The organism is Candidatus Manganitrophus noduliformans (assembly GCF_012184425.1).
Taxonomy (GTDB): domain Bacteria; phylum Nitrospirota; class Nitrospiria; order SBBL01; family Manganitrophaceae; genus Manganitrophus; species Manganitrophus noduliformans.
In genome coordinates, this window is record NZ_VTOW01000003.1 from 307,867 (window position 1) to 333,492 (window position 25,626).

The 25,626-nt window shown below is 58.6% G+C and carries 26 protein-coding genes and 1 pseudogene; 18 read left to right on the top strand and 9 right to left on the bottom strand.

Translation table 11 applies throughout. The annotated features are described in order from the left end of the window. Nucleotides 1–14 precede the first annotated feature (14 nt). From MNODULE_RS16045 to MNODULE_RS16055, 3 genes are all read right to left on the bottom strand, one after another. Nucleotides 15–2,114: a PAS domain S-box protein gene (locus MNODULE_RS16045; protein WP_168061705.1), complete on the bottom strand. Its 2,100-nt coding sequence runs from the start codon at nucleotides 2,112–2,114 to the stop codon at nucleotides 15–17. Nucleotides 2,115–2,232: 118 nt separating this feature from the next. Beyond that, the gene (locus MNODULE_RS16050) at nucleotides 2,233–3,030 is read right to left on the bottom strand and encodes a sulfite exporter TauE/SafE family protein (protein ID WP_168061707.1); all 798 of its coding nucleotides are present in this window, start codon (nucleotides 3,028–3,030) and stop codon (nucleotides 2,233–2,235) included. After that, complete coding sequence (locus MNODULE_RS16055) at nucleotides 3,027–3,827, bottom strand: formylglycine-generating enzyme family protein (protein ID WP_168061709.1); 801 nt, start codon at nucleotides 3,825–3,827, stop codon at nucleotides 3,027–3,029. The genes MNODULE_RS16050 and MNODULE_RS16055 overlap by 4 nt, the downstream gene beginning before the upstream one ends. Before the next feature lie 202 nt (nucleotides 3,828–4,029). Between MNODULE_RS16055 and MNODULE_RS16060 the strand changes: the two genes are divergently transcribed. After that, a complete protein-coding gene (locus tag MNODULE_RS16060; protein ID WP_238339599.1) occupies nucleotides 4,030–4,644 on the top strand; it encodes a VOC family protein in 615 nt (204 codons plus the stop codon). Between the two features lie 19 nt (nucleotides 4,645–4,663). Further along, a complete protein-coding gene (locus MNODULE_RS16065) occupies nucleotides 4,664–5,047 on the top strand; it encodes a VOC family protein (protein WP_202882244.1) in 384 nt (127 codons plus the stop codon). Between the two features lie 25 nt (nucleotides 5,048–5,072). Here the strand turns inward: MNODULE_RS16065 and MNODULE_RS16070 are convergent, their stop codons facing one another. Genes MNODULE_RS16070 through MNODULE_RS16085 form a run of 4 tightly spaced genes read right to left on the bottom strand, consistent with a single transcriptional unit; the run spans nucleotide 5,073 to nucleotide 7,236 of the window. Continuing rightward, the gene (locus MNODULE_RS16070; RefSeq protein ID WP_320412483.1) at nucleotides 5,073–5,822 is read right to left on the bottom strand and encodes a competence/damage-inducible protein A; all 750 of its coding nucleotides are present in this window, start codon (nucleotides 5,820–5,822) and stop codon (nucleotides 5,073–5,075) included. A 19-nt stretch (nucleotides 5,823–5,841) separates the two neighbouring features. Next, entirely contained in the window at nucleotides 5,842–6,486 is a 645-nt protein-coding gene (locus MNODULE_RS16075; protein WP_168061713.1) for a sulfite oxidase-like oxidoreductase, read from the bottom strand. A gap of 50 nt (nucleotides 6,487–6,536) precedes the next feature. Beyond that, nucleotides 6,537–6,734 carry a hypothetical protein gene (locus MNODULE_RS16080; protein WP_168061715.1) on the bottom strand — a complete coding sequence of 66 codons (198 nt, stop codon included), beginning with the start codon at nucleotides 6,732–6,734 and terminating at the stop codon, nucleotides 6,537–6,539. A gap of 22 nt (nucleotides 6,735–6,756) precedes the next feature. Continuing rightward, a complete protein-coding gene (locus MNODULE_RS16085; protein WP_168061717.1) occupies nucleotides 6,757–7,236 on the bottom strand; it encodes a MogA/MoaB family molybdenum cofactor biosynthesis protein in 480 nt (159 codons plus the stop codon). Nucleotides 7,237–7,455: 219 nt separating this feature from the next. Between MNODULE_RS16085 and MNODULE_RS16090 the strand changes: the two genes are divergently transcribed. From MNODULE_RS16090 to MNODULE_RS16135, 10 genes are all read left to right on the top strand, one after another. Beyond that, nucleotides 7,456–7,674, top strand: a complete 219-nt coding sequence (locus tag MNODULE_RS16090) for a hypothetical protein (RefSeq protein ID WP_168061719.1) — start codon at nucleotides 7,456–7,458, stop codon at nucleotides 7,672–7,674. Between the two features lie 32 nt (nucleotides 7,675–7,706). Continuing rightward, nucleotides 7,707–8,720, top strand: coding sequence for a molybdopterin molybdotransferase MoeA (locus MNODULE_RS16095; RefSeq protein WP_168061721.1), 1,014 nt, complete (start codon nucleotides 7,707–7,709; stop codon nucleotides 8,718–8,720). A gap of 89 nt (nucleotides 8,721–8,809) precedes the next feature. Continuing rightward, nucleotides 8,810–9,169 (top strand): rhodanese-like domain-containing protein, encoded by a 360-nt coding sequence (locus tag MNODULE_RS16100; protein WP_168061723.1) that lies wholly within the window; start codon nucleotides 8,810–8,812, stop codon nucleotides 9,167–9,169. A gap of 120 nt (nucleotides 9,170–9,289) precedes the next feature. Continuing rightward, nucleotides 9,290–9,589, top strand: coding sequence for a hypothetical protein (locus tag MNODULE_RS16105; RefSeq protein ID WP_168061725.1), 300 nt, complete (start codon nucleotides 9,290–9,292; stop codon nucleotides 9,587–9,589). A 39-nt stretch (nucleotides 9,590–9,628) separates the two neighbouring features. Next, nucleotides 9,629–9,958: a (2Fe-2S) ferredoxin domain-containing protein gene (locus MNODULE_RS16110; protein ID WP_168061727.1), complete on the top strand. Its 330-nt coding sequence runs from the start codon at nucleotides 9,629–9,631 to the stop codon at nucleotides 9,956–9,958. 6 nt (nucleotides 9,959–9,964) lie between these two features. Continuing rightward, nucleotides 9,965–11,323, top strand: a complete 1,359-nt coding sequence (gene mtaB, locus MNODULE_RS16115) for a tRNA (N(6)-L-threonylcarbamoyladenosine(37)-C(2))-methylthiotransferase MtaB (RefSeq protein WP_168061729.1) — start codon at nucleotides 9,965–9,967, stop codon at nucleotides 11,321–11,323. Further along, the gene (miaB, locus tag MNODULE_RS16120) at nucleotides 11,320–12,651 is read left to right on the top strand and encodes a tRNA (N6-isopentenyl adenosine(37)-C2)-methylthiotransferase MiaB (protein WP_168061731.1); all 1,332 of its coding nucleotides are present in this window, start codon (nucleotides 11,320–11,322) and stop codon (nucleotides 12,649–12,651) included. The genes mtaB and miaB overlap by 4 nt, the downstream gene beginning before the upstream one ends. Next, entirely contained in the window at nucleotides 12,629–13,498 is an 870-nt protein-coding gene (locus MNODULE_RS16125; RefSeq protein ID WP_168061733.1) for an alpha/beta hydrolase, read from the top strand. Before miaB ends, MNODULE_RS16125 begins: the two co-directional genes overlap by 23 nt. Beyond that, nucleotides 13,495–14,094, top strand: a complete 600-nt coding sequence (locus MNODULE_RS16130) for a hypothetical protein (RefSeq protein ID WP_168061735.1) — start codon at nucleotides 13,495–13,497, stop codon at nucleotides 14,092–14,094. The genes MNODULE_RS16125 and MNODULE_RS16130 overlap by 4 nt, the downstream gene beginning before the upstream one ends. Before the next feature lie 189 nt (nucleotides 14,095–14,283). Further along, a complete protein-coding gene (locus MNODULE_RS16135; protein WP_168061737.1) occupies nucleotides 14,284–15,915 on the top strand; it encodes a beta-propeller fold lactonase family protein in 1,632 nt (543 codons plus the stop codon). A 79-nt stretch (nucleotides 15,916–15,994) separates the two neighbouring features. On the opposite strand, the gene MNODULE_RS16140 is transcribed toward MNODULE_RS16135, so the two are convergent. Continuing rightward, complete coding sequence (locus MNODULE_RS16140) at nucleotides 15,995–16,891, bottom strand: DMT family transporter (RefSeq protein WP_168061739.1); 897 nt, start codon at nucleotides 16,889–16,891, stop codon at nucleotides 15,995–15,997. A gap of 39 nt (nucleotides 16,892–16,930) precedes the next feature. Beyond that, the gene (locus MNODULE_RS16145) at nucleotides 16,931–17,482 is read right to left on the bottom strand and encodes a molybdopterin-dependent oxidoreductase (RefSeq protein WP_168061741.1); all 552 of its coding nucleotides are present in this window, start codon (nucleotides 17,480–17,482) and stop codon (nucleotides 16,931–16,933) included. A gap of 420 nt (nucleotides 17,483–17,902) precedes the next feature. Here MNODULE_RS16145 and MNODULE_RS16150 point away from each other — a divergent pair, with 420 nt between their 5' ends. The 6 genes and pseudogenes from MNODULE_RS16150 (at nucleotide 17,903) to MNODULE_RS16175 (ending at nucleotide 25,601) form a co-directional block, all read left to right on the top strand. Then, a complete protein-coding gene (locus tag MNODULE_RS16150; protein ID WP_168061743.1) occupies nucleotides 17,903–18,241 on the top strand; it encodes a con-10 family general stress protein in 339 nt (112 codons plus the stop codon). Nucleotides 18,242–18,695: 454 nt separating this feature from the next. After that, nucleotides 18,696–19,928: pseudogene (locus MNODULE_RS16155) on the top strand (ATP citrate lyase citrate-binding domain-containing protein); the annotation flags it as partial. Then, entirely contained in the window at nucleotides 19,925–21,793 is a 1,869-nt protein-coding gene (locus MNODULE_RS16160; protein ID WP_168061747.1) for a citrate/2-methylcitrate synthase, read from the top strand. The pseudogene MNODULE_RS16155 and the gene MNODULE_RS16160, both read left to right, overlap by 4 nt. A gap of 97 nt (nucleotides 21,794–21,890) precedes the next feature. After that, on the top strand, nucleotides 21,891–24,140 hold the full coding sequence (locus MNODULE_RS16165) for an aconitate hydratase (protein ID WP_168062587.1): 2,250 nt from the start codon (nucleotides 21,891–21,893) through the stop codon (nucleotides 24,138–24,140). A 56-nt stretch (nucleotides 24,141–24,196) separates the two neighbouring features. Beyond that, entirely contained in the window at nucleotides 24,197–24,880 is a 684-nt protein-coding gene (locus tag MNODULE_RS16170) for a 2Fe-2S iron-sulfur cluster-binding family protein (protein ID WP_168061749.1), read from the top strand. A 34-nt stretch (nucleotides 24,881–24,914) separates the two neighbouring features. Further along, a complete protein-coding gene (locus MNODULE_RS16175) occupies nucleotides 24,915–25,601 on the top strand; it encodes a 4Fe-4S dicluster domain-containing protein (RefSeq protein ID WP_168061751.1) in 687 nt (228 codons plus the stop codon). Nucleotides 25,602–25,626: the final 25 nt, after the last annotated feature.

Genomic DNA, 25,626 nt, shown 5'->3' on the forward strand with positions numbered 1-25,626 from the left:
TTAACCCCAGATCATTATTCCTTGTCTTGCCTTATTTGTTTCGTTTCATTCAATTGAACGGGTAAAAAAACGGTAAAGGTCGATCCTTCCCCATGGCTGCTCTCGACGCGGATCTCTCCCTGAAGGAGGTGGACCAAATCTTTCACGATTCTTAAGCCCAAACCGACGCCCCCATAGGCGCGCGTCAATTCGGCATCGGCTTGATGAAATGCGTTGAATAGTTTAGGCATCTCTTCCGCCTTAATGCCGATGCCGGTATCCTGAATGGCGATCTCAATCCCTTTTCTCTCCGGCAGATTTTTTCCGGTGACCGTAATACTCCCCTTGGACGTAAATTTGACGGCGTTGGAGAAGAGATTGGTGAAAATCTGCTTGATCTTCCCGGCATCCGATTCAATCGGGGGAAAACGATCCAACCCCTTCCATTGAATCTGAATCGGTTTCTGATCCAAAAGGGGTTTCATCCCGATGATGATTCCTTTGAGTAAGTCGGGGAGATTCAGCGCTTCGATATGAATGAGCACTTTTCCCGCTTCGATTTTGGATAGATCCAGGACATCATTGACCAGGGCGAGGAGATCACGGGCGTTCCTCACCACGCCGTCCAGAGGGGCCTTTTGCTCGTCGCCGACCGGGCCGTACGTTTCATCCAACAAAAGAGAAGCGTAGCCGAGAATCGAATTGATCGGCGTCCTCAATTCGTGGGAAACGTTCGAGACAAATTGTGATTTAAGGCGGCTGGCTTCTTGCGCTTCGATCGTCCGCTGTTTGAGGGATTCTTCCGCTTCCTTCCGTTGGGTAATATCGCGCAGATAGCCGGTGAACAGGGGGGGGCCGTCCAAGGGAATGCGGGTGACGGCAAGCTCGACCGGAAATTCGGTTCCATCCGCCCGAATCGCGGTCATCTCAATCCGCTTTCCCAAAATGGGTCCGTTTTCGGTGGCGAGGTAACGCGTCAAGCCTTCGCGATGTTTCTCTCGCAGGGCGGGGGGGATAATGAGCTCCGCCATCTCCTTCCCGATCACCTCATCCCGCCGGAAGCCGAAGGTCCTCTCCGACGCCGGGTTGAACTCGATGACTCTCCCCTGGTGATCCATCGTAATAATACAATCCAACGCCGACTCCAAGACAGCCGTTTTGCGGGCCTCACTTTCTTGCACCGCTCTCTCCGCCTGTTTTCGTTCGATGAACTGCCCGATCGAGCTTCCGATACTGGCCATCAACTGAAGGACGTCCGCATCCGGTTCTCGGATCTGATGGCTGAAGAATTCAATGACCCCCAAGAGATCTGTCCCGCCCCGGATCGGGAATCCAAACGCCGCATGCAGCCCTTCATCGATTGCGATTCCCTCTCTCGGGAAGTTCGCGTCTTCGACGACGTCGGAAATCCAGGCCGGCTCCCCGTTGGCCCAAATCCGTCCCGGCAGCCCTTCGCCGACCAGGAAGGTCTTTTTTCGGCAGACCTCTTCGAAAGCGGCAAGCGCCTCGGAAGGCTTGTGCCATATCTCGACGTACCGCAGCCGGTACCGCTCCTTGTCCACGAGCCAAATCACGCCAAGTTCCCATGTTAAGCTGTCGCAGATGGCCTGAATGATTTTAGGGGCGGCTTGATTTAAAGTCGTCGATTCCGCCAGGACGCGCGTCACGGCATATTGAGCCGACAGGCGTCTTCGCGCGGCCTCGACGTTCAGACGCTCTTTTTGCTCTTGCAGTAGCTTCCGGTTCTTTTTATATAAATCGACAAAGACGGAGACTTTAGACCTTAGAATGAGCGGGTTGAACGGCTTGAGGACATAATCGACCGCGCCGATGGAGTACCCTTCGAATAGCTGTTTCTCATCCTGCTGGAGTGCGGTGAGAAAAATAATCGGAATATGTTTTGATTGTTCCCTTTGTTTAATGAGCTTGGCGGTCTCCAATCCGTCGAGGTCCGGCATCCGGACATCGAGCAGAATGAGGGCGAAATCTTCTTTGAGAAGATGTTTGAGGGCTTCTTTTCCTGAATGGGCCTTGACCAAATGATAATCGGGGGAGTCGAGGAGCGCTTCCAGCGAAAGAAGGTTTTGAGGATGGTCGTCTACCAATAATATATTTATTTTTTCCTGAGGATTCATTTTTCCGGAATGTGTCGATTGGATAAATAGATAAAATCTTTAGTATCCTATCATAAACATAAATCCAATTCATAGGGACTCTCCGGCGGGTCGTCTCCGCTGCGATTCGCCTGTTTCCTTAAAAAAATCCCGCCAGTTCCATCCCGACGAAAATCAGAAAGATCCCAAACGCCCGGCTCAGATAGGCCGGGTGGAAGCGATTGGCGATGGTTGCTCCGACCGGCGCCGTCAGCGTGCTGGTGATTGCAATCAGGAGGGCCGCCTTCGGTGAGACAAATCCCCAGGCGTCGGGGGGAAGGGCGGAATGTTCCCAGCCTTGATAAACGAAACCGGCGGTTCCGAAGAGCGCAATCACCACCCCTTGCGCGCCGGCAGTCCCGATCGCGATCTTGATCGGCCGGTCGAGAAGGTAGACGAGGAGGGGAACGGTGAGGGTCCCTCCGCCGATGCCGAAGAGGGAAGAGACGGCGCCGATGGTCAGTCCGCCGACCGGGTAGATCCGTCCGGTTGAGACCGGTTTCCCGCCGGGCTTCGGCGCCGCGACGATGAGCATTCGAGCCGCGATCATCAATTCAAATAAACCGAAGAGGCGCTTGAGGGTGATTCCATGAAGCGTCCCCGCCAGAAGGGCCCCGATCTGTGTCCCGATCACGATGAAGAGCGACATCCCCCGGACCGCGCCCCAATCGACGTTTCGATTCTGATGATGGGTCCAAGCGCTGGATGAGCCGGTGAAGAGGATGGTCGCGAGGCTGGTTCCGACGGCGAGCTGGGTGACGATCTCCGGCGCGGTCCCGCGCGACTGAAAAAGAAAAATCAACGCCGGGACCAGAATGACGCCGCCGCCGATGCCGAGCAGGCCGGCCATTACGCCGGCGGCCGCGCCGATCGCTCCGAGGAGGAGCGCCTCGGTCATCGGCGCTTCTCGTCTTTCGGATTGGATGATGGCGGATCGGCCGGCGGGGCCGAGAGGGCGCAGCGGAAACCGTTGTCGGGGCCGAAGACGTCGGGGCGGTTGTAATTGCGAAACGTGACCTGGGTGAACATCTCGTCGGCGAAGTGCCGGTCCGAATTAAACGAGCCCCCCCGGACGACCTTGTGAAGAATGCCGTAGTCGGACGAGTTGTATTTGTTGCCGGGATAGGGCTGATACCAGCTGTCGGTCCATTCCGACACGTTCCCCCCCATGTCGAGAACGCCGTAGGGGCTTTTGTCTTGCGGCATGGCGCCGACCGGCATCGGAAATTTTCCGACGTTCGTTTTTTGCGGATCGAACCCCTCTCCCCAGACGTAGGCGCGGCCGTCTGTCCCGCGCGCCGCCTTTTCCCACTCCGCCTCGGTCGGAAGCCGTTTGCCGACCGCCCGGCAGTAGCGGTCGGCCTCGAACCAGTTGACGTCGGTGACCGGAAAGGTCTCGGTCCGGCCCGGTATCCTCAGGCTGGGATCGACTTTTTTGTAGTCGCCGTAGGTCACCTCCGTCCGGTCGATGTAAAAGGCGGGAAGATTCACCTCATGTTTCGGCTTGGCGTCTTCCTGGCCCCAGGGGGTGTCGGGGGGGAGTTTGTCGAGCCCCATCCAGAACGGTCCGGCGGGGATCAGGACCATCCCGGACCGGGACTCTTTTTCCGGCTTTGCGGAAAGAGCCGGCGGGTTGTGCAAGACCCAGCCGACGACAAGCGTGAGTCCGATGATGATCCATTTTCTGATTTTCATGGGGCCGATTGTAGGGCGCAATGCAAACGGTGTCAAGTAGCCGATGGGGTTTTACCGACGAAAAAAGACGGCCCCGGAAAAGGGCTGGACCGCTCCTATTCGAAAGGGATAAAATGCGGTTAATCGATTCTGAAGGAGCAAGGCTTGTCTTTACAAGTCGAGGATGAGGCCGTATAATTCGGAAAGAATCTGGAGAAAAGCGATGGAAAACAAGGCTCTTCCCACCTACGACGATCCGACGGTTCAGAAAATGATCGAGATTTTTTTTGACGGTAACGAGGCGGCCCGGGTTTATGCCGATGAATGCCGAAAACAGGGTTGGCCGCTGGTCATCGACCACATCACGATCCGCTGCATGAATGTCGATCGGCGCGCCGAGCCGTTTTTGAAAAACGGATATCGTTTCGAGGGAGAAGTGGTCGAGTATCCCGATCAGGGGTGGTGGGCCAAGGTTTATCGACGTCCCGGCTATCCGGCCCTCTTCGTCGACCAGGCGTACGAGGATGAACGCGGGCGAAAGAGCATCATCCCGGCCTGGGTCGCCCGGTTCAGCGACCAGGTGCTCCATCACGTCGCCGTCCGGGTTCAGGATATCGATCAAACGATTGCGGCGCTTAAGAAGCGGGGGGTGGAGTTCTCCGGCGCGGTGGTCGGCAATAAGGGAACGCGCCTGCGGCAAATCTTCACGGCATCCGAAGTCCGGGAGGGAGAGGCGTTCTCCGTTCTGGAATTGACGGAGCGGAACGGCTACGACGGATTCTATCCGGAACAGGCCGACAGCCTGATGCAATCGTCGACCAAAACGCGATCCAAATAATCTGAATGCGGAGGCGGACATGATGATTAAACGGCTGCTGCATACCCGATTGCGCGTCTCAGACCTGAATCAGGCGCTATATTTCTTCACCGAGGTCCTGGATCTCCAAGTGACCGAGCGTCACGACTCCCCCCGGGGCTCCAAGCTCGCCTTCCTTTCCGTGCCGGGGGGGAAGGAGGAGATCGAGCTTTGCGAATACAAGCCGAGCGGCCCGGTGCAGGTTCAGGAAGATTTGGTCCATCTCGCCTTCGAGGTCAACCACCTCGATGCGATGCTCGTCTACCTCAAGTCAAAGGGGGTCCCGATCACCGACGGTCCGACCGTCTCTTCCAGCGGGAGCCGCTTCGCTTTCATCGAGGCGCCCGATAAGTACGAAATCGAGCTGATCGAGAGAGCGCGCTAAAGCAGGGACAATTCAGAAATTGTCCCTACTCCAATCTTAATACCAATTCCTTCGGCAAGAACAACAGAAGCGACTGCGTCGCCCTTTCAAGATACGCTTTGTCTTTCGATTCCAGGGTGAGGATCACTTTGTATTCGGGATGATGGAGGATCGGGTACGATCCGAGGAGAAGGCGGGGGAAGAGGCGGAGGACTTTGTTGAGATCTTCGGCGACGAGCGCTTCATCTCCGGTGAGGAAAATTTTCCGGAGATGGAAAGGCGTTTCTCTGAATCGCTCCTTGATCGCTTCGAATTTCCGGACCAATAAAGAGGGGATTCCCGGGAAGATATAAATATTCTCAAAGCGAAGCACCGGAACCCGGAGCCCCTCCGCGTGGAGAAGCTCGAGCCCCTCCGGCACATCGGCCAGCTTCAGTTGCGCCGGATTTAAATCCCCCCCGTAAACGGTCCTGAGGAGCTGATCGAGGATGGGATGATGGGTCAACGGCTTCCCGACCCCTCGGGCAATCCCTTCCATCGTCACATCATCGTGGGTCGGCCCGACCCCGCCGCTGGTGAAAACAAGATGGTATTTCTTCCGGCAAGCGGCGATCTCTTCGCCGATGGTATCGATTTCATCGGGGATCACCGAGATCCGCTGGACGTCGACCCCCAAGGCCCGCAGCTCGCCGGAGAGGTAAGGGGAGTTCGCGTCTTGAACTTTTCCGGAGAGGATTTCATTGCCGATGATGATGATTGCGGCGTTTTTGCTCTGCTGCGCCATGATGCCGGTCACCTGTTTCCGTTCTTTCTGACTATTGCGCGTAGCGGTCTTCCGTCCAGGGGTCGGCGGTGTTGGAATAGCCGCGCATTTCCCAGAAGCCGAGCCGGTCGTTTTTCATGAAGTGGATCTCTTTGATCCACTTGGCGCTCTTCCAGGCATACCGTTTCGGGACGACCATCCGGACCGGGCCGCCGTGCTCCCTCGAAAGGGGCCGGCCGTTCCACGCGCGGGCGAGCAAGACATCTTCGTCGGCGCAGACCGAGAGGGGGAGGTTGGTGGTATAGCCGTCGTAGGAGGTGAAGTAAACGAATTTCGCTTCCGGGGCGGGCCGGACCTGTTCAATCAGCTTCCTGAAGAAGAGCCCCTCCCAATGCGCATCGAAGATGCTCCAGGTCGTCACGCAATGGAAGTCGGTGACGATCCGGTCGGTCGCCAGCGCGCTGAACCGGTCCCAATTCCAGACAAGCGGGTTTTCGGTCTCCCCTTTGACCGATAGCTCCCAATCGTCGGCATCGACCTCGGGAAGGATGCCGAGATCCAACACGGGAAAGCTTTTGTTGAGCTTCTGTCCGGGAGGAAGGCGCGGCCGTTCGTCCTTTTGGATCTCTCCCGTCAGGCCCCGTCCGGTCCGGGCCCACCCTTCTTTTTTGGCAATCAGCCGATCATCCGGCTCCAAAGTAAATTCCTCCTTGCAGTGCGGATTGTACCATCGCGCCCCTGAACGGATCAAACATCTTTTCGGGGTTCGATCGGGGCGCCGCAGTGTTCACATTGTGTCGCATCATATTTGCTGGTCTTGCTGCAGGAAAGGCAAAGACGGGGCTCGAATCCGGGAGGGGGACGGCGAAGGGCCGGAATGGCGAGAAGAACGGCCCAGATGGCAACGAGGGTGAAAACAGTCGCCAAAAAGAGTGGGCTTCCCATTTTTAAGACCTCTATTTTATCTTTATGGTCTTCTCGGATGGACCATGTCCACCAGGTGTTGGAGGGTCCCGAGAATGACCTCCAGGTTTTCCCGAGCGGGGCCGGCGCTGCCGGGAAGGTTGATGATCAGGGTGTCTTTCCGGATCGCGGCCGTGGCCCGGGAGATGATCGCTTTCTTGGTTTTTTTTTGAAAAACTTCGGTCCGCATGATCTCGGCGATCCCCGGCACTTCCCGGTCCATCGCGGCGCGGGTGGCGTCGGGGGTCCGGTCTTGTTTGCCGAGGCCGGAGCCGCCGGCGGTGAGGATGACGTCGGGCATGATCCGGTCGCTCCATTCGATCAGCTTGTCCCGGACTTTCTCTTCCTCGCTGGTGATCACCTCTTTCACGACGATCTCTCCGCCGGCTTCCATGATCATCTTCGAAAGCTCGTTGGTGACCCGGTCCTCGCCCGGCACGATCCCTCGTTCTTTAATCGATAAAATGCCGACCGTCAGCGCCATCCTTCCTCCTTAAGAACAATGGGTATTACTATAAACGAAAATTTTTTTAAAATCCAATTCATTTCTCGAATGCGTCACGCCCGCTTCGCCCGCTTAGCGCTTCGTTAGAATGATCAGCTCAATGAAAACGCCGCGGTCCCTCTTCATCGCCCGATAAGTCTTGAATAAACAGGGAACTTCGTGATATGAATGGGAGTTCCAACCGGCCGGGAGGGTCCGATGTTATTATCGTCGTTGGTGATGATCGGGATCGCCTTTCTTTTCTTCATCAGCTATCATTTTGAGAATCAGTTTTCATTCTTCAAATGGATCATGCGTTTTTCCACGGAGGTCCATTTTCTTCCGTCGGCCCGAGGGAAAAGGTACTGGGCCTTTTTCTACGGCCTCATCGCCTTGCTTTGGGGGCTCGGGGGGCTGGTGTGGCATTTCTCTTCCTGATCCGAAAATCACGATATGGTATGTAAGGAGCGATGATGAGTCAAAAAGACGATCCGGTTCAAGCGGCCCTGGAGAGCTTTCTGGCGGTGGTCCCGCAAGGGGTCTCGGGGGCGGAGAAGGTCCCCCTTTCATCGGCGCGCGGGCGTATCCTCGCGGCCGATGTGACGGCGGGCGTCGACGATCCCCCCTATTCCCGCTCGATCATGGAGGGATATGTTCTGGTTGCGTCGGAGGCGGCCGCCGCCTCTGCTGAGCGGCCCGTCACGCTCCAGGTCGTCGGGGAGATTCCGGTCGGGGCCGGAGAGGCGAAGGGACTGGGACCCGGCACGGCGATGCGGGTGACGACCGGCAGCTTCATCCCCGCCGGCGACTTCGCCGTCGTCAAACAGTGGGACGTGACCCAGGAGGGGGACCGGATCCGGCTGACCCGGCCGCTTGCGCAGAATGAAAACATCGAGACGCAAGGGTGCGACCGGAAGAAGGGGAGTCTTCTCTTTGCAAAGGGGCGCCGGATCACGCCGGCCGACATTTTTCTCCTCGCCGGCCAGGGGATTTTGGAAGTGAGCGTGGCGAAGCGGCCGCGCGTGGCGATTTTCTCGTCGGGGAATGAAGTGATTCCGCCGACCGAGCCGTTTCGGGTCGGCGCGATATGGGACTGCAATTCGTTCGGCCTCTCGGCCCTGGTTGAAGAGGCGGGGGGAGCCCCCCTTTTCAAAGGGATCATTCAAGACGATTTCGATCTCTTCGCAAAGCGGCTCAAGGAGGCCCTTGCGGAGGCCGAGATGGTGGTGATCTCCGGGGGAACGGCGATCGGCGGGAGAGATTTCACCGTCGATCTCGTCAATGCGGCGGGGGCGCCCGGCGCGGTGGTGAAGGGGGTCCCGATGCGTTCCGGAAAGCCGCTCGTGCTGGGGGCGGCGGGATCGAAGCCGATCGTCTGCGTGGCGGGCCACCCCCCCGAGGCGGCGCGGGGCTTCAACCTCTTCGGCCGGCCGGCTTTGGGGCGCCTCCTCGGTGAGACGGTCGAAGCGCCGGGGCAAAAGTGATTCATGACACCGAATCCCGCCGGTTGAAAAAGGGGATAAAATAGATTAGTCTGAACCTTCGGTTCATCGCGATAGGGAGGAAGACACGAATGAAGATGTGGCGGGATCTGGTGGCGGAAGCGAAGCGGGAGGTGCCGCTTCTCCAGGTAAAAGATGTTCAGGAGAAGATCGAGCGGGGAGAAGCATTCACCCTGATCGATGTCCGGGAGGCGGACGAATTCCAGGCCGGACGGGTCCCGAAGAGCCGGAACATCCCCCGCGGGATCTTGGAAATGGAGATGGAGCGGCATTTTAAAGATGCGACGCAGCCGGTCATCCTCTACTGCGCGGCGGGCGGGCGAAGCGCCGTCGCGGCGCAGGTCTTAAAGAAGATGGGCTATGAAAACGTCTCCTCGATGGAGGGGGGCTTCGAGGTGTGGCGGCGGCTCGGCCTTCCGGTGGAGAGGTAGGCGATCGAGCGATACGTCGAGAAAAAATGGAAGATCAACGCCGAAAAGGTCGCCTTCGCCAAGACCTTCCCGGGACGGCTGACCGACTGGGCCTCGACCGAGGGGAAGAAAATCGAGAAAGTGATTGCGACGGGGCCGTCGAATGCGGTCGTCATTTTCTCCGACGGAACGTTTGTGGTGGCCTCTCCCCCCGATGTCGAGCCGGCCGATTTGATCGCCGCCCTTCTCGCCGCGAGGCCCTTTCTGGAATCCCATCATGCCAACGCCTATGAGACGCTCGATCAGTACATCGCCTCCGACAAAGAGACACAGCGGATGGCGCGGCTGGAGAACATCATGGGGGCGATTCAAAACAACCTCCCGCAGATCCCCGAGTTGAAAGACGCGCTCCGGCGATTTCTGGAAGAGAAGGAACGGTAGGGGCGGACCTGCGTGTCCGCCCATGTTTAAGGAAGGGCCATGTCAAAATATAAGTATCATCTTTTTATCTGCACCAATCGGCGTCCCGTGGGCGATTCGAAAGGATGCTGCGCCACGAAGGGGGCCGACGATCTTCGGTCGTTCTTCAAGGAAGAGATCGCGAACCGGGGATTGAAGGGAGTTGTCCGCGCCAACCAGGCCGGCTGCCTCGATACCTGCGCGATGGGACCGTCGGTCGTGATCTACCCGGAAGGGGTTTGGTACACCGTGAAAAACCGGGAAGACGCCTTGGAAGTGATCGAAAAACATCTCCTCAAGGGAGAGATCGTCGAGCGGCTGCTGATGCCCCGATCGTGGGCAAGGGGGTGATGAAGGTTGAAAGATGGACTTCTCCAGATCTTTTCACCGGGTAAACCGACCATCTCCTTCCATACCCTCGGCTGCCGGCTGAATCAATCCGAGAGCGCTTCGCTCGGCGCCGGATTTTATTCGGCCGGTTATCGCGTCGTCGATGAAAAGAGCGAAGCCGATCTCGCCGTGATCAACACCTGTTCCGTCACCGAGCAGGCCGAAGCGAAGTGCCGCAACCTGATCCGGAAGATCCTCAAGCAAAACCCGAAGACCTTCATCGCCGTGACCGGCTGTTACGCCCAGGTCGGAACCGAAGCCCTCCGGAAAATGCCGGGGATCGATCTGATCGCCGGGACCGAATTCAAGATGGACCTGCCGAGGCTGGTCGAGGATGTCCTCGACGGGAGGCCGCCGGCGAAGCGGCCGGCGCCGATGGTTTTCCATACCCCGAAGATCGGCCGGAACGATTTTACGATCGAAAGCTACGCCGCCTTCGACCAGGCGACCCGGCCGAACATCAAGATCCAGGACGGCTGCGATTTCTTCTGCTCCTTCTGCATCATCCCGACGACGCGGGGACGGGAGCGAAGCCGGAAGCTCGACGATATTTTGCTCGAAACCTCGATCTGGGTGGCGCGCGGCCATCGGGAGATCGTTCTCACCGGGGTGAACCTCGGCGAATATCGATCGGAAGGGGAGGATCTGGCCGATCTGATCGAGGCGCTGGAGACGATTGACGGACTTCATCGGATCCGGATCTCATCGATCGAGCCGACGACCGTCTCCGACCGGATTCTCGATCAAATGGCGCGGGGGGGGAAGCTCTGTCCCTATCTTCATCTCCCGCTCCAGAGCGGGAGCGACGCCGTCCTCTCGGCGATGGGGCGGCGATATACGCGGCGGGAGTATATCGATTTCGTTCGGGAGGCGACGGCGCGGGTTCCGAATCTGGGACTGGGGACCGATGTGATGGTCGGATTTCCGGGGGAAGGGGAGAAGGAATTCGCCGAGACCCTTGCCCTGATTGATTCGCTTCCTTTTTCCTACCTCCATGTCTTCCCTTTTTCGAAGCGGAAGGGGACCCGGGTGACCAAAATGGATCTCGCGCCGGTGCCGTCGAAGGTGATCAAGGAGCGCTCCCGGATGTTGTGTGATCTCTCCCGGCAGCGGCGGAAGGCGTTTTACGCGGGCGCGATCGGCGAGAACGTCGAGGTCCTCTTCGAGACGCGCAATGAAGCGGGGCTCTTTTGCGGTCTCACCCCGAATTACATCCGCGTCGGGGTGGAGAGCGGCCGGGATCTCTCCGGCCGGCTCGGCTCGGTCCGGATCGAAGCGGTGACCGGCGGGCTGGCGGTCGGGAAGCTGATTGAGGAAGTCCGATGAAAGTGTATCTCGAAACCTACGGCTGCCAGATGAACGAATACGATTCGGAGCTGATCCGGTCGATCCTGGCGCCGCACGGCCATGAGATGACGGCGGCGGTCGAAGAGGCGGAGGTGGTCCTGATCAATACCTGCGCCATCCGCGAGAATGCCCATCGAAAAATTTATGGCCGGCTCGACATGCTTCGTCCGCTCAAGAAGGAGAAAAAGCGTTTTGTCGTCGGCGTCCTCGGCTGCATGGCGCAGAACCTGAAAGAAGAGCTCTTCGATCATCCGGTGGTCAGCCTCATCGTCGGCCCCGACAGCTATCGATCGCTCCCGAAGCTGATCGACGAGGTGATCGGGACCGACCGGCAAGAGATCGAGGCTTATTTATCGGAGTATGAGACCTACGGCGACATCGCCCCGACCCGGGTCGAAGGGGTCAACGCCTGGGTGGCGATCATGCGGGGCTGCGACAACTTCTGCACCTTCTGCGTCGTCCCCTACACCCGCGGCCGGGAGCGGAGCCGATCGATCGAGAACATTTTGAGCGAGGTCCGATCGCTGGCGCAGAAGGGGTATCGTCAGGTCACCCTCCTCGGACAGAACGTCAATTCCTACCGGGATGAAGGGAAACGCTTTGCCGATCTGATTCTCAAAGTGGCCGACGTTCCGGGAATCGAGCGGGTCCGGTTCACCTCGCCCCACCCAAAAGACTTTCCGAAGCCGCTGTTGGAGGCGATCGCGTCGCACCCTCGCATCTGCAAGCATATTCATCTTCCGCTTCAGGCGGGGAGCGATCGCATCCTCGATTTGATGGCCCGGACCTATACCCGGAAAGAGTACCTCCGATTGGTGGAGGAGATCCGGCGGACGATCCCCGAAATTGCGCTGACGACCGACATCATCGTCGGCTTTCCCACCGAGACGGAGGAAGATTTTCAAGAGACGGCCGGCCTGTTTAAAGACGGCCAATTCGACAGCGCCTACATCTTCAAATATTCCGAGCGGAAAGGGACGATCGCGTCGCGGAAATATCCCGACGATGTCCCCCCCGAGGTGAAGACCGATCGGATCGTCCGGCTGATCGATTTGCAGCGGGCGATCTCGCTTCAGAAAAACCGGGAGAAAATCGGCCGGACCCTGACGGTCCTGATCGACGGCGAGGCCGATGGCCCAGGAAAAGGGGCGGCCACCAGCAAACGGCCCGGCCACCAGATGGGGAAGACGGAAGGGAACACCACCGTCGTCTTTCCGAGAACCCCCTTCGGACCGGGAACGATGGTCTCCGTGCGGATCCATGATGTCTCTTCGAGTACCCTCTATGGCCGTCCCGTCGAACGATAAGACCGACTCGGTCGGTCGGATCGTTTGCAAGGGGGGGACGATCCTCCGCGACGGGATGACCCTTTCCTTTTCCGCCGTGATTCCCGATCCGATCGAAATGGTTCTCGTCATCGTCCACGGTCTGAGCGAACATCGCGGGAGGTACCAGCGCCTTCAACTCGATCTGGCGAAAGAGGGGTTCGCCTCTTATGCTTACGACCAGCGGGGATTCGGAGAGTCGGACGGCTCGCGGACCCACATGGAAAGCTACACCGACATGCTCCTCGATCTGAAGCGCGTTCTGGATTTTGTCCGGGAAACGCATCCCGATCGGAAAGTGGTGATCCTGGGACATAGCTTCGGCGGCGCGGTCTCGGCCGCCTTCTGCATCGATTATCCGAACGCGGCCGACGGACTGGTCTTATCGGCTCCGGCGTATGATGTTCCGGCGCTTCCGTTCCGTCTCCGTTTTATCGGCGTCTTGCTGAATCGTCTTCTTCCGACGCGTCCGGTCCGCTACCCGAGCGTTCCGGATTGGCTCAGCCACGATCCGGCGATCGGGGTCGCCTTTCGGAACGATCCGCTGGTGCAGCGGGCCGGGACCCCCCGATTTTATGTCGAGTTCGGAAAGATGAACGACCATCTCCATCAAAATGCCTGGAAGATCGTCCTGCCGACCCTCCTCTTGCAGGGAAGCCAGGACCGGATCGTCTTTCCGTCGGGGGCGCGCGCCTTGTTTGAGCGGATCGGCTCCGCGAAAAAAAAGATCCTCTGGTATGAGGGGTTTTATCATGAAGTTTTCAACGAGATCGGCCGGGAACGGGTGATTGCCGACGTCGTTGGTTGGTTAAAGGAAACGGTGCGATGAAGAAGAGCATACAGCTGATAACGATGATTTTTCTCTTGACCGCCGGCGTGGAAGCCGAGGCGGCCCTGCCGCCCGGTTTCGGCAAGGCGACGTGGGGGATGACGCAGCCGGAGTTCATGTCGGCCTATCAGGTTCAACTCGCTCCCCCCAAGCATACGCATGACAACGAACCCTGGGCGGTGCAGGGCCCGGCCCCCGGCGAGTTGACCGTTTCGGGAGGGGCGCTGGGAGAGCCCGACATCCGGTCGGTCAGCCTCGGATTTCATCCCAAGTTCGGGCTGACGATCATCCACGTCCGCTTCCGGGACACCAATAATCCGGGCGAGCTGGAGGCGCTCCTCCCGAAGTGGGCCGGCGCCTACGGAAAACCGAAGGAGCAACTTCCCGGCCCCACCGTCATCTGGGAGGACGAGAAGACCCATATCGAACTGACCTATCATACCGTTTCCCCCCGGCATCCGACCCCTTCCGATCATCTCGCCTTGGTCCTCTGGAGCATTCCGCTGATGGACGAAATCGAAGCCCTTGATGAAGAGGGGCATGTCCCCGATGTCGAGAAGCTCGTGCCTCTGGAAGCGCCTCACCTTCAGGATTAGTCTCCCCTCGATGATCTCCCCCGTCCGGAGGTTGACCCGGACGGGGCATGTCTCTTTCCTACCGGAATATAGGCTTTTTCCCCCCTTGAAGTAAGTCGGCTTACCAATGGCGGAAACAATCGCTCCGTTGGTAATCTTAATTACAGAGAACCTGTTATCCGCATTACGTTCAGTGGAGAAAGGGCCGATATGAAAAGGGTGATTGTTATCTTTTTTGCCGTTGTGCTTTGCGGGCTGGCCGCCTGCAGCGATGAGGGAAGGAGAGAGGGGACCGGGGTCGCGCCGATTGGGGGGGATCAGGTCGACGGAGGGGAAGGTTCCGTTCCGATCAGGGTCACCCCCGGGCAGACGGTCGTGACGACCGGGACCCGGCAAACCTTCAAGGCCGAGAGAACGGACGGGGTTGACCCGGCGGTTCGATGGGAAGTTCAAGAAGGGGAGAGCGGCGGGTCGATCTCTCCCGATGGAAATTACACCGCCCCCGTGACCCCCGGAATTTATCATATCGTCGCCGTGAGCCTGGAGGACCCGGCGGTCCGCGCCATCGCCGAGGTGGAGGTGGTCACCCTGCCGGTCGTTTCGGTGGCGATCGAGCCGGCGGCCGTCACCCTTCCGCCGGGGGGGCGCTTTCGCTTCGCCGCCACCGTTTCGGCGAGTGATCAGGCCGCCGTGAGCTGGGAAATCGAAGAGGGGACGGTCGGCGGGTCGATCGATTCCGATGGAAACTACACCGCTCCAGCCGCGCCGGGGACGTATCACGTGGTTGCAACGAGCGTCGCCGATCCGACCAAGCGGGCCGAAGCGACGGCCGAAGTCTTCCCGGTGGAAGCATTGGCCCCGCGATTTGCCTACAGCACGAATTCCGCTTCCGGAGATGTTTCGATCTTTTCCGTCAATCCTGAGAACGGCGCGCTGACGCAGATCGGCTCCATTCCGGCCGGGCGCGATCCGTATCCGATCGGCGTCGATCCGACCGGACGGTTCGTTTATGCCGGCAATTTCGCCTCAAACGATATCTCGATCTATGCGATCGATCCCGCGACCGGGAATCTCACCGCGCGGGGGAGCGCTCCGACCGGCGCCGGGATCTATTCGATCCACTTCGATCCGTCGGGCCGATTCGCTTATTCGGCGAATGAGAACGCGGCGGACGATGTTTGGATTTACCGGATCGATCCCGAAAGCGGCGTTTTGACGGTGCTCGGGACGGCCGATGCGGGGATCAGCTCGGTTTCGGTCGCGATCGACCCGCTCGGTCGATTTGCCTATGTGGCGAATTACAGCACGAATAATGTCTCGATGTACCGGGTCGATTCCGAGTCGGGATTGTTGACCCGTCTCGGCGAGATCGGCGCGGGCCGCGCCCCGATTTCCGTGGCGGTCCACCCCTCGGGGGCATTCGTCTATGTTTCACACTATGACAGCGACGATGTCTGGTCGTTTCGGGTCGATCCGGCGACCGGCCGGCTCACGAGAATCGGCGTCGTCCCCGCGGGGGGACAGGCTTTCTCGATCGCCGTCGATCCCTCCGGCCGATTCGCCTACGTGGCGAATTCCGCGACGAACGACATCTCGATCTATCGGATCGATCCGGAGAGCGGGACGCTCAGCCCGCTCGGCGCGATCCGGGGGGGCGCCGGCCCGCGGTCGATCACCATCGACCGGTCGGGCCGGTTCGTCTACGTCGCCAATCTCAATTCAAATAACCTCTCGATCTTCTCGATCGATCAGACCACCGGCCTGCTGACCCCCTTCGGCCAGGTCGCCGCCGGAAGACAGCCCCGCTCGGTCCGAGTGACCACCGGACCGAACCGGCCGTAGGGGCAGGCCCCTGTGCCTCCCCTGTCTTGTTCTGAATCGGTCCATGCGGGCCGCCGTGGGGGGATCGCCCCTCCGATTCCTACTCAGGGGGAATCATCGGCCATCGGATGTTCACGATGCCGATTCCAAGAATGATCATTCCGCCGCCGATCGTCAGATGGGGGGTGAGCGGATCTCCGAGAAAAAGATGGCTCAGAGTCACGCCGAAAAAGGGGACCAGGACCGAGAACGAAGCGATGCTGCTGGCCGCGTAGCGTTTCAACAAGACGGTGGAAGCGACGAAGCAAAAGGCGCCGACGACGATTCCTTGATAGAGCATCGCCCCCATCAACCGCGCTGAGGCGCGATCGGGAAGGGTCTCTCCAAAAAAGAATGCGATCAAACCCAAGAGGGGAACGCCGATCGCCATCTCCCAGAAGACGACCTTCACCGGATCGATCCGTTCGATCAATCGCTTGATGTAAATGATTTTGACGGCAAGAACAAAGGCGCTGATCAAAACGAAGCTGTTCCCGAGGAGCGAGACCGTCTCCATCGCCCGCTCGGGCCGGTCCCTGAAGAGAACGACCGCTCCCAGAAAGGCGAGCGCCAGACCGGAGATCTTCCGAACGCTGAGGCGGTCGTGAAGGATAAAAAAATGGGCGAGGACGGCGACGAAGAAAAGATGGGTGTTGATCAAGACCGAGGCGTGAGAGGCCGAGGTGCGGAAGGTCCCCAAGTAGAAAAGGGCGATCTGAACGGCGAAGAGAAGGCCGTTCATCAGGTGGAGGAAAACTTCCTTCCGGGCGAGGCCAAGACCGATTTTCCGGAACGCGGCGTAGAGGAGAATGACGCTTCCGCCGATGAGAAAGCGGAGGGTCGCCATCGTCAGGGGAGAGATCTCCCCCGCCCCCAGCTTGATGGAGACGACGTTCCCTCCCCAGAGGAGGTTGATGAGAACGAGATAGGGGACGAGGCGCGCCTCAATGGGATTCAAGGGGGATGCTTTTCCGAGGCAAGGAAGGGGGCGTCTCTTTTAGTGGGAGTGCCCGTGATCGTGGTCATGATGATCGTGTCCGTGATCATGTCCATGGTCATGGTGATCATGGTCATGCCCGTGATCGTGGGAGTGTCCGTGGATGGCGGGATTGTCGTGGTCGGGGTCCCAGGTGGTGTCTTTCCCTTTCCCCACGGTCAATTCGATTCGGATCACCGATTTCACGTTGCTGCACGCGTTGTCCCCGTGCGGGACGATCAGCCGAATCGGTCCCCCCTTCGAATCGGGGAGGGGGCCGCCGGACCGCTTGTAGATCAGAATTCCTTTTTCAATCGCCTCTTGCAGAGGAACACTGGCGGCGAATTTTCCATCCAGCGAATGGAAAGTCACATGGTCGGCCTTGGAGAGAGGATTCGACTCCTTTAAGACCGCCTTGACGCGAACGCCCGCCCCTTCCATCCCGGCGACCAACCGGCTGACATCTTCTATTTGATGCTCCTGGGGAAGACGGGAGAGATCTTCATAACTCCACTCTTTCTTCTCTTGAACCGTTCCCTCTACGCTTAAAATCGATTTCCCGTTGGTCGCCATTCCTTTTGTCTCCTTTTAAACCGATGATCCTGTTCCTGAAGCTCGTATTGAAGCGTCCTGTAGTCTATCAAACAGACAGCTCAAGGTCAAGAAATTTGGGGAACCTTTTTAAGGGTTTTATGTGCGGCTTGAATTGAGGATACAAGCCGGCGGGATGTGGTGTTACCTGTAACAAAACTGCACGGCAGAGGTCCTTTGTCAGGTACCGGCGGGTCGAAACGGAACGGATAGAGTCGGACAGGTCTGATCTTTGCTCATCCTCCCCTTCTAGTTTGAATGTGGGATTGGCATAAAAGTTGAAATCAAATTATAAATCAATACCAAACGTTCGCAGCGGAATAAGTCAAGGTAGCCCAAGCCTCAAGGCGAAATTAATCTAGAGAGAGGGGCATTATTTGAATTTTAAGATGGAGGAGTAAAATGGCGGAAAAAAGCCCGCGCGGATTTGCCGCAATGGATACGGAAAAACAAAAGGAAATCGCCCGAAAGGGGGGAAAAGCGGCCCATGAGAAGGGGACGGCGCATGAGTTCACCCCTGAAGAGGCCAGAGAAGCCGGCCGAAAGGGGGGACAGGCGGCCCATCAAAAGGGGACGGCGCACGAGTTTACCCCCGAAGAGGCCAGGGAAGCCGGCCGGAAGGGAGGACAGGCGGCCCGCCGGAGGTTCGCCCAACAGCAGTCCCAGCCCCAGGCCGAAGAACAGCCGGTTTCCCAATCCACTCAGGAGGTCAAGGAGGAAGAGGAAAGAAAAGCAGCCTGACCGCCTCCCGATCCGTTCCAACTTTCCACTTTTCGATGAGGAGATAAGATGGTGTTTCGCTCCGCTCCGCATCAGTGACCAACGAGAGGAAATGGGGGCCTCTCGTCGGTTGCTGCCGTTTCCTTAGCAAAGAATAAGCCTTCCGAATCATTGAATTATTTTCTTCCCTCTCCTGCAAATCCATTCATCTCGACTTTCACCGGTTTTTTATCTTTGAAGCCAGCCTGATCCGATTTCCTTTTTAGCGGATCACTCAGTCGAGGTATATCCTTCAGATCAGGTCCGTCGAAGAGATCATCAGCGGGAATTCCCGCGAATACATGGAAAAAATTCTTGACAAAGCGACTGTCACCTCCCTATATTCTCTAATTACGGTTCGGTCTTCTTTTTTTGTCGGAAACACTTCAATTGTCGCATCATGCCCGTTGGGGCTCAGTAGCGAAGTAAACGAAAACTAAAGGAAATTGACGGAGGACGCTGCATGGCAAAGGTGTTGGAAGGTCCTGGAATGGGGCTTCTCTCAAAGTGGGGGATGACGGTTCCTCACTACGTCGTCATCACGGCGGCGGATCAACTCGATCGGCTCTCTCAAGCGAATCCCTGGCTTCGGGAATCGAAGCTGGTCGTCAAGGCGCATGAGGCGATCGGCTCCAGAATGAAGTTGGGACTCGTGAAAGTCGGGCTCGATCTGGATGCGGCGCGAAAGGCCTCCGGCGAGATGCTCGGGAAAAGTCTCAATGGGATGACGATTTCTCAGGTCATCATTTCCGAAATGATCCAGCATAAAGAAGAATTCTACCTGGCCGTCAAGTCGGTTCGGGAAGGGGCCGAGCTGCTCCTGGCGAGCGTCGGCGGAATCGAGGTCGAAGCGAATTGGGAGAAGGTCAAGCGGATCGCGATTCCTTTGGGAACCGATCCAACGCGGGATCAATTGGCGAGCCTCGCCAAAGAGGCCGGGTTCAAAGGAGATCTCGCCGGAAAAGTCGCCGACTTCGCCCTCAAGCTTTATCAATGTTACGACCAGGAAGACGGCACCTACATCGAGATCAACCCCCTCGTCACCCGCGAGTCGGACGGAGAGCTGGTCGCGCTCGACGCCGTGACGATGGTCGACGCGGACGCCCGGTTCCGCCATCCCGATTGGAATTTCACCTTCGCCTCCGAATTCGGCCGCCCCTACACCAACGACGAGCGGGCGATCATGGAGATCGACTCCCGGATCAAGGGTTCGGTGAAGTTCATTGAAATCCCCGGCGGCGATACGGCGCTTTTGCCGGCGGGGGGCGGCGCTTCCGTCTATTATTCCGATGCCGTTTTGGCCTTGGGAGGCAAAATCGCAAATTATGCGGAGTACTCCGGCGATCCCCCCGATTGGGCGGTCGAGGCGCTGACCGAGAAGGTCTGCTCCCTCAAGGGGATCAAGCGGATCATCGTCGGCGGGGCGATCGCCAACTTTACCAATGTCAAGAAAACCTTTGCGGGAATCATCAACGGGTTTCGGAAAGCGAAAGCCGAGGGGAAGCTCGAAGGGGTGGAGATCTGGGTTCGGCGCGGCGGGCCGTTCGAGAAAGAAGGATTGGCGGCGATGAAGGCGCTGGAAGCGGAGGGATTCAACATCCATGTCTATGACCGCTACACACCATTGACCGATATCATCGACTACGCGATTAAAGGAGTGGGAAAATGAGCATTGTCGCCAATAAAGACACCCGCGTTGTGATTCAGGGCGGACCGGCCGGGGTCAACGCCGCCCGCCGGATGGCCGAGTTCTGCCACCTGACCCGCCAACCGCTCCAAGTCCTTGCGTTTGTTTTTCCGCCCGATGCCGGAAAAACGGCGGAGGTCCCCTTCGGAAGCGAATTGGTTTCGATTCCTATTTTCAAAACGATGGCGGAGGCCACGGCCGCTTTTCCCGCCTTGAATACGACCTTGATTTTTGTCGGACCGGATCGCGCGTTTAAAGCGGCGATGGAAGCTTTGGCCGATCCGAAGATCAAGCTGGTCTCGATGATCACGGAAGGGGTGCCGGAAAAAGATTCCAAGCGGCTGAGCCTCGAAGCCAAAAAGCTCGGCAAGGTTTTCAACGGGCCGTCGGCGATCGGGATCATCTCGGCCGGCGAGTGTCGGCTCGGCGTGATCGGCGGGGCATTCGACAACCTGATTCTCTCGAAGCTCCACCGGCCCGGATCGTTCGGCGTGATCACCAAGTCGGGCGGTCTCTCCAACGAGATCATCTGGATCTGCAGCCAGTTCGCCGACGGGATCACAACGGCGATCGGAATCGGCGGCGACGCTTATCCCGGCTCCGACTATGTCACTTACCTCGAGATGTTCGAGCAAGATCCCCAGACCAAAGCGGTCATTATCGTCGGCGAGATGGGGGGAGATCTCGAAGAGCGGGCGGCCGAATGGTACGGCGCCAAGAAGCGTCGCATCCAGCTGATCGGCGTCGTCTCCGGCTTCTGCCAAGAGCAACTCCCGAAAGGGATGAAGTTCGGCCATGCCGGCGCGAAAGAGGGACAGCACGGCGAGGGCTCGGCCCGCAGCAAGGCGGACGCCTTGAAGAAGTCAGGCGCCATCGTGCCGGCGACCTTCGGCGGGCTCGGCCCGACGATCAAGCAGGTGTACGAAGAGATCGTGGCGAAGGGGCTGGTGAAGCCGGTGGTCGACGGCGACGTCACCGCGCTGCCGAAGCTGCCGAAGCCGGTCGAAGAGGCGGTCAAGTCGGGCGATGTCTTCGTCGAGCCGCTCATCAAATCGACGATCAGCGACGACCGGGGGGACGAGCCGCTCTACTACGGCTATCCCGCTTCCGACCTGATCAACAAAGGTTATCAGATCCCTCACGTGATCGGATTGCTCTGGGACAAGCGGTTGATCACCCCGATCGAAGCGGAGATCGTCAAGCGGATCATCATGCTTTCGGCCGACCATGGTCCCTGTGTCTCGGGAGCGCTCACCACGATCATCGCCGCTTGCGCCGGAATTCAGATGGCGCAATCGGTGGCGGCCGGTCTGATCATGATCGGCCCGCGGTTCGGCGGCGCCGTCACCGATGCCGGGAAGTGGTTCAAATACGCGGTTGATAATAAGATGGCGCCGGAAGCGTTCCTCGAACATATGAAGAAAAACGTCGGGCCGGTGCCGGGAATCGGGCATCGGGTGAAGAGCGTGAAGAATCCCGACAAGCGGGTGAAAGAGCTCGTCTCCTTCGTGAAGTCGACCGGCATTTCGACCCCGCACCTCGATTTTGCTTTGTCGGTCGAGAAGATCACCACGGCGAAGAAGGATACCCTGATTTTGAACGTCGATGGGACGATTGCCGCCGTGTTGGTCGATCTCGGCTGGCCGATCGAGTCGCTCAACGGGTTCTTTATCCTGGCGCGGACGATCGGTCTGATCGGTCACTGGGTCGATCAAACCCGCAACGGGAGCCGCTTGATCCGGCTGTTCAATTACGTGGTCAATTACGCTTCGCCGAAGCGAAGAGAAGCCCCTCCCCTCGAGACGAATGCCAAGAAGATCGAGGTTAGGCAAGAGGTATTGAAGTAGTCTTGACCATCTGAGAATTGCTCTGTAAGATGAAGATCTCTTTTATTTCAGGCGCGACGAAACCGTCGGGGCCGCTCAAAGTGGATGGAGGACAATGATGTCTACCGAAATGATTAAGAAACTATATCAATCGATGCCGGCTCGTCTGGCGGAAGCACGTAAAAAGTTCGGCCGTCCCCTCACCCTGACGGAAAAGATCCTGGTCGCGCATGTCGACGATTTTGGAACGCAGAAGTGGGAGCGGGGGAAGGCGCAGCTGGCGCTTCGGCCCGACCGGGTCGCGATGCAGGATGCGACCGCCCAGATGGCGATGCTTCAGTTCATGCAGGCGGGGAAGAAACAGGCCGCCGTTCCGAGCACGATCCACTGCGATCATCTGATCCGGGCGCAGAGCGGGGCGAAAGAAGACATCGAGCGGGCGATCAACGAAAACAAGGAGGTCTACAACTTCCTGGCGTCGGCCGCGAAGAAATACGGGATCGGTTTCTGGAAGCCGGGGGCCGGAATCATCCATCAGGTGGTTCTTGAGAATTACGCCTTTCCGGGTGCCTTGATCATCGGGACCGATTCGCATACGCCGAACGGCGGCGGGCTTGGCGCGATGGCGATCGGCGTCGGCGGGGCCGATGCCGGTGAAGTGATGGCCGGCCTTCCGTGGGAAGTCCTCCATCCGAAACTGATCGGCGTTCGCCTGACCGGCAGCCTCACCGGATGGACCTCGGCGAAAGACGTCATCCTCTACCTCTGCGGTCTGCTGACGACCAAAGGGGGAACCAATAAAATCGTCGAATATTTCGGACCGGGCGCCGAAACGATCAGCGCCACCGGGAAGGGGACCATCGCCAACATGGGGGCCGAGCTCGGGGCGACGACTTCGATCTTCCCCTATGACCAGAAGATGGCGGCCTACCTCAAGCTGACCGAACGGGAGGAGTGGGCCAAGATTGCCGATGCGAACAAGGAACTCTTGACCGCCGATCCGGAGGTTCTCCAGTCGCCCGAGAAATATTACGACCAGGTGATCGAGATCAATCTCTCGGAGCTGGAGCCGCATGTCGTCGGTCCGCACACCCCCGACCTCGCCCGTCCGATCTCCAAGCTCGCCTCCGAGGCGAAGGAGAAGGGCTATCCGATCCAGCTCAAAGCGGCGTTGATCGGCAGCTGCACCAACTCTTCGTATGAAGATATCAGCCGGTCGGCCCACATCGCCAAGCAGGGATTGAAAGCCGGTCTTAAAGCGAAGGCGCAGTTCCTCGTCACTCCCGGCTCGGAGCGGATCTACCATACGATGAAGCGGGACGGTTTCATGCAGACCTTCGAAGAGATGGGAGCGACCGTTCTGGCGAACGCCTGCGGTCCCTGCATCGGCCAGTGGAAGCGGGACGATGTGAAGAAGGGAGAGTCGAACTCGATTATCTCTTCCTTTAACCGGAACTTCCCCGGCCGAAACGACGGGATCGCCGAGACCCTCTCCTTCCTCAGCAGCCCGGAGATCGTGACGGCGATGGCCTTTGCCGGCGATCTGACCTTCGATCCGGTGAAGGGAACCCTCTCCGCCGCCGACGGCACGAAGATTCAGTTCGAGCCGCCCCGGGGTGAAGAGCTTCCGGCCAAGGGATTTGCAAAAGGGGAAGAAGGATTTGTCGCCCCGGCGGAGAACGGCGACAACCTCACCGTCGACCTCCCGCCGACCAGCGAGCGGTTGCAACTGCTTCAGCCCTTCCCGAAATGGGATGGGAAAGATTTTTCGAAGCTCCCGATTCTGGTCAAAGCGAAGGGAAAGTGCACCACCGACCATATCTCCCCGGCCGGGCCCTGGCTGAAGTACCGGGGGCATCTCGACAAGATCAGCGACAACATGTTCCTCGGCGCCAACAACGCCTTCACGACGGAGGCGGGGAAGGCGAACGATGTCCTCACCGGCGAGTCGAACCTCACCCCGGCCCAGGTGGCCCGAAGATATATGGCCAAAGGGGTCGGGTCGGTGGTGATCGGCGATGAGAATTACGGCGAGGGAAGCTCCCGCGAGCATGCCGCGATGTCGCCCCGTTTCCTCGGCATCAAGGTGGTGATTACCAAGAGTTTCGCCCGGATCCATGAGACGAACCTTAAGAAGCAGGGGATCTTGCCGCTCATTTTTGCGAACCCGAAGGATTGGGAAAACTTTGAGCAGAACGACCGGGTCAGCGTGATCGGTCTCTCCGAGTTGGCCCCGGGCAAAGCGGTCGACGTCGTGATCCACAAGGCCGACGGTAAAGAGATCACGGTCCAGGCGAATCACAGCATGACCGCGCAGCAGATCGACTGGTTCAAAGCGGGGTCGGCGCTCAACGCGCTGAACGCGTAACGTTCATTGAAGAATAGGGGCGATCACAAGGATCGCCCCTACGATTTTGGACAAAGATGCCGACGGTGGAAACGACCGAAAAGAAGAATCTGGTGACGGTGGAGATCATGGGGAAGAAGTATCAAGTCCCCCAGGGGATCACGCTGATCCAAGCGATGTGGCATACCGGCCACCGGATCACCCGCGGCATCGGCTGTCTCGGCGGCGTCTGCGGGGCCTGCTCGACCCTCTATCGGACCAAGGGAAGTTATGAGCTCAAGCAGGGGCTCGGCTGCCAATTGATCGTCGAGGAGGGGATCTCTTTCTCTCTTTCCGCCTCCTTTCCGGTTCAGAAGCCGATCTACCGGATGGAAGAGATCACCGATCCGAAACAGGATCTCTTCAAATATTTTCCCGAAGTCGCCCTCTGCCGAAACTGCAACGCCTGCACCGAAGCCTGTCCCCAGGGAATCGACGTCCGGACCGGCATCTGGAAAGCGGCGTTCGGAGATTTCAAAGAGGCCTCCAACCTCTTCCTCTCCTGCGTGATGTGCAGCCTCTGCGTCCCGGTCTGCATCGCCGAGATCTCCTCCAATCAGGTCGGCCTCTATGTTCGCCGCGCGGAGGGGGTTTTCTTCAACGAACGGCCGCCGCAGCTTTCCAGCCGAATCGAAGAGATTCACTGTGGAAAGTACAATACGCAATGGGAGACGCTGATGAAGATGTCCGAAGAGGAGCTCAAAACCTGCCCCATCGCCTGATCTGCGCTCATCCGCACAAAAAGGAAACGTCTTGATGTCCCATTCCGATTCTCAGTCTTCTCTGATCCGCATCGAGGTCGATGGCGCCGAACACCCCGTCCCGGAAGGAATCACCGTCATCCAAGCGATGTGGCATCTCGGCCGGCCGACGATCCACGGGGTCGGCTGTCTCGGCGGCGTTTGCGGCGCCTGTCCCATCACCTATCGCCTTCCCGATCAGATGAGTTCAAAAACGGGGCTCGCCTGCCAGACGGCGGTTCGCGATGGAATGGCGATCACCTTCATCCCCTCCGACAGCTCCAAAAAGGCGATCGCGCTTCTTCCGAAAGAAGCCCCCACGCAGAAAACCCTCTTTCAGTATTATCCCGAAACGCGCCGGTGCACCGCCTGCCGCGCCTGCACGTCGGTCTGTCCGCAGGAGATCGACGTCATGGGGGGGGTGCGGGCGGCGATCAACGGGGAGCTTGCAACCGTGGCGGAGAAGTTCACCACTTGCGTGATGTGCGGCCTTTGCGCGGCGGTCTGCGAAGTGCAGATCAAGCCCCACCGCGTCGGGATGTATGTCCGCCGTCTGACCGGCGCCTTCTATCCGAAAGAGGCGACCGGCCTGCTTCACCGGATCGAGGAGGTTCGATCGGGGAAATATGCGTCGGCGTGGGACAGGCTTCTCTCCGCCGACGATGCGGCCTTGTCCGAATATTGCCGATCTGAAGAGAAATGAGGAATTGAACAAAGCAACTAATAAG

Coding starts and splice junctions, on each gene's coding strand:
- MNODULE_RS16045 (WP_168061705.1), bottom strand. CDS start 2,114: ATGAATCCTCAGGAAAAAATAAATATATTATTGGTAGACGACCATCCT.
- MNODULE_RS16050 (WP_168061707.1), bottom strand. CDS start 3,030: ATGACCGAGGCGCTCCTCCTCGGAGCGATCGGCGCGGCCGCCGGCGTA.
- MNODULE_RS16055 (WP_168061709.1), bottom strand. CDS start 3,827: ATGAAAATCAGAAAATGGATCATCATCGGACTCACGCTTGTCGTCGGC.
- MNODULE_RS16060 (WP_238339599.1), top strand. CDS start 4,030: ATGGAAAACAAGGCTCTTCCCACCTACGACGATCCGACGGTTCAGAAA.
- MNODULE_RS16065 (WP_202882244.1), top strand. CDS start 4,664: ATGATGATTAAACGGCTGCTGCATACCCGATTGCGCGTCTCAGACCTG.
- MNODULE_RS16080 (WP_168061715.1), bottom strand. CDS start 6,734: ATGGGAAGCCCACTCTTTTTGGCGACTGTTTTCACCCTCGTTGCCATC.
- MNODULE_RS16085 (WP_168061717.1), bottom strand. CDS start 7,236: ATGGCGCTGACGGTCGGCATTTTATCGATTAAAGAACGAGGGATCGTG.
- MNODULE_RS16090 (WP_168061719.1), top strand. CDS start 7,456: ATGTTATTATCGTCGTTGGTGATGATCGGGATCGCCTTTCTTTTCTTC.
- MNODULE_RS16095 (WP_168061721.1), top strand. CDS start 7,707: ATGATGAGTCAAAAAGACGATCCGGTTCAAGCGGCCCTGGAGAGCTTT.
- MNODULE_RS16100 (WP_168061723.1), top strand. CDS start 8,810: ATGAAGATGTGGCGGGATCTGGTGGCGGAAGCGAAGCGGGAGGTGCCG.
- MNODULE_RS16110 (WP_168061727.1), top strand. CDS start 9,629: ATGTCAAAATATAAGTATCATCTTTTTATCTGCACCAATCGGCGTCCC.
- miaB (WP_168061731.1), top strand. CDS start 11,320: ATGAAAGTGTATCTCGAAACCTACGGCTGCCAGATGAACGAATACGAT.
- MNODULE_RS16125 (WP_168061733.1), top strand. CDS start 12,629: ATGGCCGTCCCGTCGAACGATAAGACCGACTCGGTCGGTCGGATCGTT.
- MNODULE_RS16130 (WP_168061735.1), top strand. CDS start 13,495: ATGAAGAAGAGCATACAGCTGATAACGATGATTTTTCTCTTGACCGCC.
- MNODULE_RS16135 (WP_168061737.1), top strand. CDS start 14,284: ATGAAAAGGGTGATTGTTATCTTTTTTGCCGTTGTGCTTTGCGGGCTG.
- MNODULE_RS16145 (WP_168061741.1), bottom strand. CDS start 17,482: ATGGCGACCAACGGGAAATCGATTTTAAGCGTAGAGGGAACGGTTCAA.
- MNODULE_RS16150 (WP_168061743.1), top strand. CDS start 17,903: ATGGCGGAAAAAAGCCCGCGCGGATTTGCCGCAATGGATACGGAAAAA.
- MNODULE_RS16160 (WP_168061747.1), top strand. CDS start 19,925: ATGAGCATTGTCGCCAATAAAGACACCCGCGTTGTGATTCAGGGCGGA.
- MNODULE_RS16165 (WP_168062587.1), top strand. CDS start 21,891: ATGTCTACCGAAATGATTAAGAAACTATATCAATCGATGCCGGCTCGT.
- MNODULE_RS16170 (WP_168061749.1), top strand. CDS start 24,197: ATGCCGACGGTGGAAACGACCGAAAAGAAGAATCTGGTGACGGTGGAG.
- MNODULE_RS16175 (WP_168061751.1), top strand. CDS start 24,915: ATGTCCCATTCCGATTCTCAGTCTTCTCTGATCCGCATCGAGGTCGAT.